Consider the following 12,069-nt stretch of genomic DNA (forward strand, 5'->3'; position numbering starts at 1 on the left):
CGTTGGCTCTCCGCGATTCAAACGACGGTGAACAGCGGCTGGTCGAACTCAACCGGCTGGCCGTCTTCTACCAGGATGGCGTCGATGACACCGCCAACATCGGCTTCGATGTGGTTCATCATCTTCATGGCTTCGACGATGCACAGGGTGTCGCCTTTCTTCACGGTCTGGCCAACTTCAGCGAAGTTCGGCGAGGTCGGCGAAGGCTTGCGGTAGAAGGTACCTACCATCGGCGAGCGGATCACGGTGCCTTTCAGGGCCGGGGCGGCGGCAGCGGCTTCAGCGGCCGGAGCGGCAGCGGCGACCGGGGCAGCAACAGGAGCGGCGGCTACCGGAGCCGGTGCGAAGTACTGCTGGGCAGCCGGGGTCTTGCTGTGACGGCTGATACGGACCGACTCTTCGCCTTCCTTGATCTCCAGTTCATCGATGCCAGACTCTTCCAGCAGCTCGATCAGTTTCTTGACTTTACGGATATCCATTAATCATCAACTCCCAAAGGTTCGGTCAGGGGGCGAAATACAAAAAACGTATCTGAAACGTTTCTCTCGAACCCTGGCCCACTGAGGCCAGGGTTTTCATCATTTGGGCTGTGCGTTGGCAGCCAGTTGTTCCAGCGCGGATTCCAGGGCCAGGCGATAACCGCTGGCGCCCAGGCCGCAGATCACCCCTACTGCAACATCGGAAAAGTAGGAGTGGTGGCGGAACGGTTCGCGTTTGTGCACGTTGGACAGGTGCACTTCGATGAATGGGATGCTCACCGCAAGCAATGCGTCACGTAATGCGACGCTTGTGTGGGTGAAAGCAGCCGGATTGATCAGGATGAAGTCCACACCCTCGTTGCGTGCGGCGTGAATGCGGTCGATCAGTTCGTATTCGGCGTTGCTCTGCAGGTACTGCAGATGGTGGCCTGCGGCGCGGGCACGTTGCTCCAGGTCCTGGTTGATCTGGGCCAGGGTCACGGCGCCGTAGTGGCCAGGCTCGCGGGTACCGAGCAGGTTGAGGTTGGGGCCGTGAAGCACCAGTAGCGTTGCCATCTGCGGATTCCTTGGATTTGTAGGGCAATTCGACACAGCGCGGCGAGTGTGCCGTAAAGCGACGGCAAGTGTCCAGTTCCCGGCAATAGCCAGCACGATGTCCGAGGTTCGCGCGAAGTATGTGACCAAATAATTAAATTTGGTCACTGATTTCTGGATTTTTCACAGCTCGCGGGAAGTTATAGACCGACTTTACCGCGCACGCGTGTGAGAATTTGCGCAAATTCACTGGCATTTATCTCGCCAATGACCCGATCAGCGGTTATTTCGCTACCGTTCGCGGCAAAGAACAGCAGGGCGGGCGGGCCGAACAGCCGGTAGCGATCGAGCAGGCTGCGTTGTTCGGCATTGCTTTCGGTGATGTCAAAACGCAGCAGCTTGAAGCCGGCCAGTTGCGCTTGCACCTGCGGCGTGGTGAGCACCTCGCGTTCGATCACCTTGCAACTGATGCACCAGTCGGCGTACCAGTCCAAGAGCACCGGCTGGCCGGCTGCCTTGGCCTGGGCCAGGGCAGCGTCCAGTGCGGCGGGGGTAGTGATCGTCTGCCAGCTATCCGCCTGCACCGCGGGCCCGTTGCCGGTGGCCACAAGGGTTGCCGGCGGCAGCGGGCGCAGTGGGTCGCCGTGGCCGCTGAGGGCGCCGTACCAGCAGGCCAGGGCGTACACCAGCAGGGCCAGGCCGAGCAGTTGGGCCAGGCGCTGGCGCGCGGTCTTGACGACAAATTCGAGGGCACCGAGGAACAGCGCCACGCCGGCGGCGAGGAAACCGACCAGCAGCAAGGTCAGCGGGCCTGGCAGCACACGGCTGAGCAAACCGATGGCCAAGCCCAGCAGCAGGACGCCGATGGCGTTCTTCACCGTGTTCAGCCAAGGGCCGCTTTTCGGCAGCCAGGCCGCGCCACCGGTAGCCACCAGCAGCAATGGTGCGCCCATGCCCAGGCCTAGGGCGAACAGCTTGAGTGCGCCGCCCAGGGCATCGCCGCTGGCGCTGATGTACAGCAGCGCACCGGCCAGCGGCGCCGACACACAGGGCGAAACCAGCAGGCTGGAGAGTACGCCCAGTATTGCCGCGCCCAGCAGCGAGCCGCCCCGGGTGTGGCTGGCCACATTGTTCAGGCGGTTGCTCAGGGCTTGCGGCAGTTTCAGTTCGAACAGGCCGAACATGGCCAGGGCAAATACCACGAAAAACAGCGCGAAGGGCACCAGTACCCAGGCCGACTGCAGGCGCGCCTGCAGGTTCAGGCCGGCGCCGAACAACCCCATCAACGCACCGAGTACCGCGAAGCTGGCCGCCATCGGCAGCACATAGGCCAGCGACAACGCCAAACCGCGCAGGCCGCCAGCCTGGCCGCGCAGCACCACGCCGGAAAGGATCGGCAGCATCGGCAGCACGCAGGGGGTGAACGTCAGGCCGACCCCAGCGAGGAAGAACAGCAGCAGCGACTTCCAGGTCCAGGCGTGTTCACCGCCGGCCGGGGTGCTTTTGCCGCCTTCGCCATCGATGCTCAGGCGTGCGGTTTCTGGCGGGTAGCACAGGCCTTTGTCGGCGCAGCCCTGGTAGCCCACCAGCAGGGTGAAGGCGCGCGGGTCATTGCGCGGGAGCTCGATATCGAGCACGCCGTGGTACACCTCGACATCGCCGAAGAACTCATCGTGCTTGGCCTCGCCCTTGGGGATGCTTGGTGTGCCCAGGGCAATGTCGGCCGGTTCGGTGCGGAACTGGAAACGGTGGCGATAGAGGTAGTAGCCGTCGGTTGCGACGAAGCGCAGCTTGATGGTTTGCGCATCGGCCTGGACCAGGCTGAGCTTGAACGCTTCGTGTACCGGCAGGAAGTCGGCGTTGTTGGCCAGCGAAGCTGCGCCGAGGGTGGCGCTGGGGCGGTTGTCGAGCAGGCCCGTGGCGAAGGCAGGGCTGGCCAGCAGCAGGAACAGCAGGAAAAACAGGCGGCGCATGGCGGACTCGCGAGGTGGAACGTGCTGGGCATGATAGCGGAGTTGGTGCGGGTTGGGGCCATGCTGGTGGCGGGGGCGACACATGGCCGCTGGCTCATGTGCTGCCTGTGTCGGCCTCTTCGCGGGTAAACCCGCTCCCACCTCGTCCGCATGAACCTCAAGCCATGCGCTATCCCTGTGGTAGCGGGCATGCCCGCGAAGAGGCCGGTACAGGCCAACCTAGACTCTGAAGGCCCGCACCGCCCGGTTCAGTTCACCACCCAGGCTCAGCAACTGCTCGCCTTGCTCTCGCCCCTCGCCAATGCGCTGCAGGTTGTCCTCACCCAGCTCATGAATCCGCTCGCTGTGGTCGCGAATCTCACTCACGGCACCACTCTGCTGCGCCGTGACATCGGCAATCCGCACCGCAGTGTCCGAAATGGTGCGAATGGCACAGACGATCTCGTCCAGCGCCCCGTCCGCCGCCTGGGCCTGGTTGGCCGTGGCCTCGGCATGCTCAAGCTGCGCACGCATCCCGGCTACCGAGCTTCTGGCTGCCTGCTGCAAGCGGTCGATCAGTGCCTGAATCTCGCCGGTCGCCCCGGTGGTGCGCTGTGCCAGCGAACGCACCTCATCGGCCACCACGGCAAAACCACGGCCCATCTCACCGGCGCGGGCCGCTTCGATCGCGGCATTCAGCGCCAGCAGGTTGGTCTGCTCGGCAATCGAGCGGATCACCGTCAGGACGCCGCCGATGGTGGCCGACTCCTCCGCCAGTTGCTCGATCATGCGGGCGTTGCCCTGCACCTCGTCGACCAACTCACGCAAGCCCGACAGGCTCTGGCCGATCACCGCCTGGCCCTGCTCCACTGCACGCCCGGCATCGCGGCTGGCGTCGGCTGCGGCGCTGGCGTCGCCGGCCACTTGCTGGATGGTCGCTTCCAGTTCACCCAAAGCATCGCGGATCTGCCCGGTGTCGCCGGCCTGGCGTTCGGCGCCGTCATGAAGGGCGGCGCTCATGCCGGCCAGGGCGTGGCTGCTGCCAGCCACCTGCTCGGCGTTGTGGCGGATGGTGCCGACCAGCTCTACCAGATACTGGCGCAGGCGGTTGAGCGATTCCTGGATGTCGCGCAGTTCGCGGTTGGTCCTGCCCAGGGCGATGGCCTCGGCGAAGTCACCCTCGGCCCAGCGCGACAGGGCCGGGGCCAGGCCGGTCAGGGTGCGCGCCAGGCGGCGTTGCAAGGTGTCGATCAGCAGGGCGATAAGCAGGATCAGGCCGATCATCAGACCCTGGATGATGCGCACTTCGCCGGCAATTTTCGCATGCTGGCCGCGTACCTCGGGCTCCAGTGCCGCAATGGCCTGTTGCACGGCCTCCAGGCGTTGGCCGGTGCTGGTAGCCAGGGCGACGCGGCGCTCGATCTGTTCGCGGGTGCGCTGCAGCTCGGCCGGGTAGCGGCCGAGCAGGCTCTGCAGTTCGCGCTTGAGGCCGACGGCAATGTCTTCCTGCTGGGCGCTGGCCTGGGTTTCCAGGCCCATCATCGCGGCGAAGTCGTCGGCACCGGACTCGGCGCTACGGGTTACGCCGAGCAAGGGCAAGGCATCGATCGCCTGGGCCTGGGCACGGATCAGCTGCAGCTCACGCTCCACTTCGTCGGCCAGCTCCGGGCGGCCGCTGCTGACCAGCTTGTCCCGGGCCAGCGACAGGCGACCGAGGTGCACGGTGGCGTCGAGCAGTGGCACCAGGTAGCGGTTTGCGTCGGCGTTGCCGCTGTCGCGGGCGTAGCCGGCCAGCTGTTCGAAGTTGGCACCCAGTTCCCGCTCGGCCTGCAGCAGCAGGGCTTGCGGGTCGCCGGCCAGCTTGCCGGCGGCCAGCAGCTCCTCGGCGGTAAAGGCCTGCAGGCTGTCCAGGCTGGGGCGCAGTTTGTCGGCCAGTTCGCTGGGCCACTCGGCCAGCGCGGCCTGCAACTGCTGGTTGGCCTCCATCGCCGCGGCATGGCGCAGGGCATCGCCGCTGCCCAGGTACGCCTGGATGTTGCGGGCCGCCTGGTTCTGGAACTGCTGGGACAGGCCCAGGTAGCGCTCCATCAACTGGTAGGGGCGCTCAAGGGCCCGCTGCGACCACCAAAGGGTGGCGCCCAGAGCGATACACACGGTTACCAGCAACAGGGTGTTGAAATTGGTCAGCCACTTCAGGCGCATAGCCGCGAGCTTCCTGCGGGGAGGGGAGAGGTCGGTGGCTGAAGTTATTGCGATTTTGTGACGGGGTGATGACGACAGGGGGGTGGCGCCATAAAAAAGTGGCACAGTGCCTCTATTGGTGGCCGTCTGCACTGGCCTCTTCGCAGCACAAGGCTGCTCCTACAGAGCGTGCGATACCTGTAGGAGCAGCCTTGTGCTGCGAAGAGGCCAGTGCAGGCTATAAGAAACTCAAGGCTCCACACGGACTACGCAATTACGCCCGGCATGCTTGGCCCGATACAGCGCCTCGTCCGCCGCACTGGCCATGGTCAGCGCATCCAGCCCCTCATCCAACTGCACCACCCCTGCACTGAAGGTGCACTGCAAGTCCCGTGGCTGCGCCGGGTAGAGGATCTCGGCAAAGCGCCGGCGGATTTCGTCCAGCACCTTGTGCGCCGCGTCCAGCGCGGTATTGGGCATCACAATGGCGAACTCTTCACCGCCGTAACGGCCAATGAAATCGGTCTTGCGCAAGCGCTGTTTGAGAAACAGCGCCAGGCTCTTGATCACCCGGTCGCCCATGGGGTGACCGTGGCGGTCGTTGATCTTCTTGAAATGGTCGATGTCGAGCATGGCAAAGCACAACGGCAGCTGCTCGCGACGGGCGCGGAAGCTGCAGTCTTCCAGCAATTGCAGGATGTGGGTGTGGTTGTACAACCCGGTCAGGCTGTCGCGCACCATGCGCGCCTTCAGGTGCCGGGCGCGGGCGGCGCGGTTGCGCACGGTGGTGATCAGGTGGCGAGAACGAAACGGCTTGGTCAGGAAATCATCACCGCCTTCGCTCATGGCATCCAGCTGCTTGTCCAGGTCGTCTTCGGCAGACAGATAGATGATCGGCACGCTCACATAACGGTCGCTGTGGCGGATCACCTTGGCCAGTTCAGGGCCGGTGCAGGCCGGCATGTACAGGTCGAGGATGATCAGGTCGGGCTGGAAGTCAGCCAGCTCGGCCATGGTGCGGATCGGGTCGGTCAGGCTGCGGGTGATCATGCCGGCGCTGGCCAGCACGCGCTCGGTGTACAGCGCCTGGGTGCGTGAATCGTCGATGACCAGTACGCGCAACGGGTCGTGCTGGGTTGCATTGGTCAGCAGTTCGACCTTTTCCAACAGGCTGGAGGCTTCCAGGGTGCCGGTGAGGAAGTCCTGGCCACCGGCGCGCACGGCGGCCAGGCGGGTCGGGGTGTCGGTTTCGTGATGGCTGAAGAACAGCAGTGGTATATGTCGGGCCAGCCCCTGCTGCATCTGGGCAGCCAACAGCAGGCCTTGGCCGGCACCGTTGAAGTCGACATCCATGATGATGGCCGAGGGCGGGTATTCGCTGATCGAGGCCTGAAACGCCGCAGCGCTGGCAAGCGCCTGCACCACCAGGCCAAAGAATTCCAGTTGCTGGGCCAGGCGCTGGGCGCGCTCGTGGTCCTGCAGCAGGATGTACACCGGCTTGCGCAGGGGCGGCAGCAGCACCTGATCGAGCGGGTCGTCCTTGCGCAGGCCGCTACGCGTCAGCTGTTGGGCGGGGCACAGCGGGCTCGGCTCGGCTGCTTGGCTCATGTCCTGGCTACTTGTAGGTTGGGGTGTGCAGGGGCAATGATGGCTCTATGCTAGCAGTTCTTTTCAGGTGCGTGAGTGCCCTGCGTCAACAAAGCGGCCAGAACGAATATTCAGTTGCTGACCGATTGGTCGCTTATGCGTAAGGCGGTGTCTGCTTTATAGTGCTGCCACGCGGGCTTGCCGTGGCACCCTGGCGCAGGCCTGTGGTCCAAGCCCCTGAACCGTCGTGACTGATTAAGGACAAAGCCATGCTGGACTGGAAAAACCGCGAGGCCAAAGCCGAGCCCCGCGAGCGTGTCGACGGCCGTGGCGCCGCCGCCCGTAGCTATCTTGGCGGCCTCTGGAGCCGTGCCCTGGGGACCCTGATCGGGTTGTACCTGCTGGTGTGCATCGGCCTGGGCTGGTACTGGAGCCAGGAGCCGGAGCTGTTCCCGGTGCAGCAGAACGCCCAGGCCGCAGCCGAGCGTACCGGCCAGCAGATGGTGGTGGGCTACACCACTATCGAAACCCTCAAGACCGTGGCCGGCACCTTGCTGAACAAGCCGGGTGGCTACATTTCCAACGACCGCTTCCCGCCAGGGCTGTGGATGGACAACATGCCGAGCTGGGAATATGGCGTGCTGGTCCAGGTGCGCGACCTGTCCCGTGCCTTGCGCAAGGACTTCGCCCGTTCGCAGTCGCAGTCGACCGAAGACGCCGACCTGGCCAAGGCCGAGCCGCGTTTCAACTTCGACAACAAGAGCTGGATCCTGCCGTCGAGCGAGTCGGAGTTCGAAGAGGGCATCAAATCGCTGACCCGCTACCAGACCCGTCTGGCTGCCGGCGACAAGGGCGCAATCTTCTATACCCGTGCCGACAACCTGAACAACTGGCTGGGTGACGTGGCCACCCGCCTGGGCTCGCTGTCGCAGCGCCTGTCGGCCAGCGTTGGCCGGGTCAAGCTCAACACCACGCTGAAGACCGAGTCGCTGGTCGCCGGCCAGGCGCCGCAGGTGGACGAGGAGCTGGTGGAAACCCCATGGCTGCAGATCGACAACGTGTTCTACGAAGCCCGTGGCCAGGCCTGGGCGCTGTCGCACCTGCTGCGCGCCATCGAGGTGGACTTTGCCGACGTGCTGGCGAAGAAGAACGCCACGGTCAGCGTGCGCCAGATCATCCGTGAGCTGGAGGCCTCGCAGGAAGCCCTGTGGAGCCCGATGGTGCTCAACGGCAGCGGCTTCGGCATGTGGGCCAACCACTCACTGGTCATGGCCAACTACATTTCCCGGGCCAACGCGGCGGTCATCGACCTGCGTCAGCTGCTGTCGCAGGGTTGATGATGGCGATCAGCCCGAACGAGGCCGCCCACCGGGCGGCTTCCGACCGAGAACTGGTCACCTGGGTGGATGAAGCCGACCGGGTGCTGGGTGCCTTGCCCCGGGCCGAACTGCGCGAGCGCGGCCTGATAGGGCGTTGCACGTTCATTCTGCTGTTCAACAGTGTCGGTGAACTGTGCGTGCACCGGCGTACCCTGAGCAAGGCGCTGTACCCGGGTTACTGGGATGTGGCGGCAGGCGGCATGGTGACGGCCGGGGAGGCGTATGCCGATTCGGCAGCGCGGGAGCTGGCCGAGGAGCTGGGGATCGACGGTGTGGAGCTGCGTTTTCATGAGCGGTTCTACTTTGACCAGCCGGATAACCGCTTGTGGTGTGCGGTGTATTCGGCGGTTTCGGATGCGCCGTTGCGGCTGCAGCCGGAAGAGGTGATCGAGGCGCGGTTCATTGGCCTGGAGCAGGCTGAGCAAGAAAGTCTGACCAAGCCGTATTGCCCGGACTCGTTGGCGGCGTTGCAGCGCTATAAAGCCAGCCTGGGATGACGCCGTGAACCGCTTTGCGGTCCTTTCGCGACACAAGGCCGCTCCTACATTGATCGGGGTACGCAGGGCTTTGTAGGAGCGGCCTTGTGTCGCGATCGGGCTGCAAAGCAGCCCCAGTGTCGAAAGGAGTCGCAAAACATTCGCAAAATGCCGCATTCCAGTACTTAGCAACAGCGGGATTTATCGTTACACTGCGCGCCCTTTTCGGGCTGCCGCAGGTCTTGTGGCAGTAGCGCCGCCCCTGCCAGAGTGGGGCTTCGCGGTCGGGCTCAACCCCCAGGGGCCGACCAGTTTTTGTCCTCAGCACAGAGGAACAAAAGTGGCCAAGAAAGCTTCTTCCTTCGCCGCCCTTGGCGGTCTCGTTTACTCCACCGACACCGGTCGGCACTGCCCCGACTGTAGCCAGCCGGTGGATGCTTGTACCTGCAAGCAGCAGGTCATCCCCGAAGGCGATGGCATTGCCCGTGTGCGCCGCGAAAGCAAGGGCCGCGGCGGCAAGACCGTGACCACCGTCACCGGCGTGCCGCTGCCGCTCGATCAGCTCAAGGAGCTGGCCTCTACCCTCAAGCGCCGCTGCGGTACCGGTGGCGCCCTGAAGGATGGGGTCATCGAAATCCAGGGCGACCATGTCGAACTGCTGATCGGTGAGCTGACCAAGCAGGGCTTCAAGGCGAAAAAATCCGGCGGCTGATGCGGCCACGCGATTTTTTGCCCAGTGCTTTCTAAACTCGTTGCCGTGACCAGGGTCTACCCCAGGGCACGGACGAATCGTCATTTTTGGCTTTTACACTGCGCCCGCCTCCTTGCGGGGCAGTGTCTTCGACTTATCTATAGGGGACTTGAATGTCCGTACGACGCACACGCAAAGACGATGGTAGCCAATGGACCGTGGCCGACAGCCGCAGTGTTTATGGCATCCGCCATTGGGGCGCTGGTTATTTCGCCATCAATGAAGCCGGGCGCGTCGAAGTACGCCCCAACGGCCCCAAAAGCGCACCGATCGACCTGTTCGAACAGGTCGACGAATTGCGCCAGAGCGGCCTGTCGCTGCCATTGCTGGTGCGCTTCCCCGACATTCTGCAAGACCGCGTGCGCCAGCTGACCGGCGCCTTCGATGCCAACATCGCGCGCCTGGAATACCAGAGCAAGTACACCGCGCTGTACCCGATCAAGGTCAACCAGCAGGAAGCGGTGGTGGAAAACATCATCGCCACGCAGAACGTCTCCATTGGCCTGGAAGCCGGCTCCAAGCCCGAGCTGCTGGCAGTGCTGGCGTTGGCGCCGAAGGGCGGCACCATCGTCTGCAACGGCTACAAGGACCGCGAGTTCATCCGCCTGGCGCTGATGGGCCAGAAGCTCGGCCACAACGTGTTCATCGTCATCGAGAAAGAGTCGGAAGTGGCCCTGGTGATCGACGAGGCCGCCGAGCTCAAGGTCAAGCCGCAAGTCGGCCTGCGCGTGCGCCTGTCGTCGCTGGCCTCGAGCAAGTGGGCCGACACCGGTGGCGAGAAGTCCAAGTTCGGCTTGTCCGCCGCCCAGCTGATTTCGGTGGTACAGCGCTTCCGCGATGCCGGCCTGGACCAGGGTATCCGCCTGCTGCACTTCCACATGGGCTCGCAGATCGCCAACCTGGCGGACTACCAACACGGCTTCAAGGAAGCCATCCGTTACTACGGTGAGCTGCGTGCGCTGGGCCTGCCGGTCGACCATATCGACGTTGGCGGTGGTCTGGGCGTGGACTACGACGGTACCCATTCGCGCAATGCCAGCTCGATCAACTACGACATGGACGACTACGCCGGCGTGGTGGTGGGCATGCTCAAGGAATTCTGCGACGCGCAGGGCCTGCCGCACCCGCACATCTTCTCCGAGAGCGGCCGTTCGCTGACCGCCCACCACGCCATGCTGGTGATCCAGGTGACCGACGTCGAGAAGCACAACGACGACGTGCCGACCATCGAGAACAAGGAAGCCCTGCCCGAGACCGTGCAGTGGCTGGTCGACCTGCTCGGCCCGACCGATATCGAGATGGTGACCGAGACCTACTGGCGCGCCACCCACTACATGGGTGACGTGGCTGCGCAGTATGCCGATGGCAAGATCAGCCTGGCCGAGAAGGCCCTGGCCGAGCAGTGCTACTTTGCCGTGTGCCGCCGCCTGCACAACTCGCTGAAAGCCCGCCAGCGCTCGCACCGCCAGGTGCTGGACGAGCTGAACGACAAGCTGGCCGACAAGTACATCTGCAACTTCTCGGTGTTCCAGAGCCTGCCGGACACCTGGGCCATCGGCCAGGTATTGCCGATCATCCCGCTGCACCGCCTGGACGAAGAGCCGATGCGTCGTGCCGTGCTGCAGGACCTGACCTGCGACTCCGACGGCAAGATCAACCAGTACGTCGACGAGCAGAGCATCGAGACCAGCATGCCGGTGCATGCGGTGAAGGAGGGCGAGGACTACTTGCTGGGTGTGTTCCTGGTCGGTGCCTACCAGGAAATCCTCGGTGACATGCACAACCTGTTCGGTGACACCGACTCGGTGAACATCTACCAGAACGCCGACGGTAGCGTGTACCACGCCGGTATCGAGACCCACGACACCATCGAAGACATGCTGCGCTATGTGCACCTGTCGCCGGAGGAGTTGATGACGCATTACCGTGACAAGGTGGCCAGCGCCAAGATCACTGCGCGGGAGCGGACTCAGTTCCTGGATGCTTTGCGCCTTGGTCTGACTCGGTCTTCGTACCTGTCGTCGTGATCCTCGGGGGCCGCTTTGCGGCCCATCGCGACACAAGGCCGCTCCTACAGGGGACCGCGAAACCACATGGAATTGCGGTTTCGCGGGAAATCGCGGCGCGAGCTTTTGTAGGAGCGGCCTTGTGTCGCGATCTGAGGGCGCAGCCCTCACCGCGTCATACTCGGTAATGATCCACCGGCGATGCATTTCATCGCCATGCCTATCCTGTGAATGCAATGTTCAAAGGAAGTCGACATGGATCGTCACGGCAACCATCGCTTGCGCCAAGGGCGCTTTTCAGAGCCAGGCCGGCTCTACCTGCTAACCACCATCACACGCCATCGCCTCCCGTTATTCGAGAACCTCTGGTTTGCGCGTTCGGCCATTCAGCAATTGCGGCTGAGTGATCGAGAGGGGAGTTGCCGTTCGCTGGCCTGGGTCTTGATGCCGGACCATTTGCATTGGCTGATCGAGCTCGGCCCGACCAGCCTGGGCAAACTCATGTGTGCCTTCAAGTCGCGAAGCAGTTGCGCGCTCTACCGTACAGGTGCCGAGCGACAGCACATCTGGCAACCCGGCTTTTACGACCGGGCGCTGCGCAAGGAGGAGGATGTAAAGGCCGCTGCCCGCTACATCATCGCCAATCCCATTCGGGCTGGCCTGGTGCGGCGGGCTGGTGATTATCCACATTGGGATTGTGTGTGGCTGTGAATCCGCAGGTGAT

At 63.8% G+C, this 12,069-nt stretch carries 10 protein-coding genes; 5 read left to right on the forward strand and 5 right to left on the reverse strand.

Features of this window, described 5'->3' with window-relative positions; all coding sequences use genetic code 11:
• Positions 1-17 precede the first annotated feature (17 nt).
• From accB to GEV38_RS03255, 5 genes are all read right to left on the reverse strand, one after another.
• Positions 18-479 carry an acetyl-CoA carboxylase biotin carboxyl carrier protein gene (accB, locus tag GEV38_RS03235; RefSeq protein WP_015268813.1) on the reverse strand — a complete coding sequence of 154 codons (462 nt, stop codon included), beginning with the start codon at positions 477-479 and terminating at the stop codon, positions 18-20.
• A gap of 99 nt (positions 480-578) precedes the next feature.
• Positions 579-1,034, reverse strand: coding sequence for a type II 3-dehydroquinate dehydratase (aroQ, locus tag GEV38_RS03240; RefSeq protein WP_003255330.1), 456 nt, complete (start codon positions 1,032-1,034; stop codon positions 579-581).
• Positions 1,035-1,213: 179 nt separating this feature from the next.
• Complete coding sequence (locus tag GEV38_RS03245) at positions 1,214-2,986, reverse strand: protein-disulfide reductase DsbD (protein WP_015268814.1); 1,773 nt, start codon at positions 2,984-2,986, stop codon at positions 1,214-1,216.
• Between the two features lie 219 nt (positions 2,987-3,205).
• Complete coding sequence (locus GEV38_RS03250) at positions 3,206-5,167, reverse strand: methyl-accepting chemotaxis protein (RefSeq protein ID WP_054572845.1); 1,962 nt, start codon at positions 5,165-5,167, stop codon at positions 3,206-3,208.
• A gap of 228 nt (positions 5,168-5,395) precedes the next feature.
• Positions 5,396-6,754: a diguanylate cyclase gene (locus GEV38_RS03255; protein ID WP_015268816.1), complete on the reverse strand. Its 1,359-nt coding sequence runs from the start codon at positions 6,752-6,754 to the stop codon at positions 5,396-5,398.
• 248 nt (positions 6,755-7,002) lie between these two features.
• Here GEV38_RS03255 and GEV38_RS03260 point away from each other — a divergent pair, with 248 nt between their 5' ends.
• The 5 genes from GEV38_RS03260 to GEV38_RS03280 all read left to right on the forward strand — a co-directional run bounded on the left by GEV38_RS03260 (position 7,003) and on the right by GEV38_RS03280 (position 12,056).
• On the forward strand, positions 7,003-8,070 hold the full coding sequence (locus tag GEV38_RS03260; protein ID WP_013970713.1) for a DUF2333 family protein: 1,068 nt from the start codon (positions 7,003-7,005) through the stop codon (positions 8,068-8,070).
• Between the two features lie 2 nt (positions 8,071-8,072).
• Positions 8,073-8,609: an NUDIX hydrolase gene (locus GEV38_RS03265; RefSeq protein ID WP_054572846.1), complete on the forward strand. Its 537-nt coding sequence runs from the start codon at positions 8,073-8,075 to the stop codon at positions 8,607-8,609.
• Between the two features lie 319 nt (positions 8,610-8,928).
• Complete coding sequence (locus GEV38_RS03270) at positions 8,929-9,300, forward strand: translation initiation factor Sui1 (protein WP_003257057.1); 372 nt, start codon at positions 8,929-8,931, stop codon at positions 9,298-9,300.
• A gap of 152 nt (positions 9,301-9,452) precedes the next feature.
• Positions 9,453-11,366 (forward strand): arginine decarboxylase, encoded by a 1,914-nt coding sequence (speA, locus tag GEV38_RS03275; protein ID WP_025337567.1) that lies wholly within the window; start codon positions 9,453-9,455, stop codon positions 11,364-11,366.
• Between the two features lie 234 nt (positions 11,367-11,600).
• Complete coding sequence (locus GEV38_RS03280; protein WP_015268818.1) at positions 11,601-12,056, forward strand: transposase; 456 nt, start codon at positions 11,601-11,603, stop codon at positions 12,054-12,056.
• Positions 12,057-12,069: the final 13 nt, after the last annotated feature.

This window comes from Pseudomonas sp. 13159349 (assembly GCF_013305685.1).
In the GTDB taxonomy this organism is placed as follows: domain Bacteria; phylum Pseudomonadota; class Gammaproteobacteria; order Pseudomonadales; family Pseudomonadaceae; genus Aquipseudomonas; species Aquipseudomonas asiatica.

What these genes read in the sequence shown, in the direction of transcription:
- accB (WP_015268813.1), bottom strand. Translation starts at nt 479, where the DNA reads ATGGATATCCGTAAAGTCAAGAAACTGATCGAGCTGCTGGAAGAGTCT.
- aroQ (WP_003255330.1), bottom strand. Translation starts at nt 1,034, where the DNA reads ATGGCAACGCTACTGGTGCTTCACGGCCCCAACCTCAACCTGCTCGGT.
- GEV38_RS03245 (WP_015268814.1), bottom strand. Translation starts at nt 2,986, where the DNA reads ATGCGCCGCCTGTTTTTCCTGCTGTTCCTGCTGCTGGCCAGCCCTGCC.
- GEV38_RS03250 (WP_054572845.1), bottom strand. Translation starts at nt 5,167, where the DNA reads ATGCGCCTGAAGTGGCTGACCAATTTCAACACCCTGTTGCTGGTAACC.
- GEV38_RS03255 (WP_015268816.1), bottom strand. Translation starts at nt 6,754, where the DNA reads ATGAGCCAAGCAGCCGAGCCGAGCCCGCTGTGCCCCGCCCAACAGCTG.
- GEV38_RS03260 (WP_013970713.1), top strand. Translation starts at nt 7,003, where the DNA reads ATGCTGGACTGGAAAAACCGCGAGGCCAAAGCCGAGCCCCGCGAGCGT.
- GEV38_RS03265 (WP_054572846.1), top strand. Translation starts at nt 8,073, where the DNA reads ATGGCGATCAGCCCGAACGAGGCCGCCCACCGGGCGGCTTCCGACCGA.
- speA (WP_025337567.1), top strand. Translation starts at nt 9,453, where the DNA reads ATGTCCGTACGACGCACACGCAAAGACGATGGTAGCCAATGGACCGTG.
- GEV38_RS03280 (WP_015268818.1), top strand. Translation starts at nt 11,601, where the DNA reads ATGGATCGTCACGGCAACCATCGCTTGCGCCAAGGGCGCTTTTCAGAG.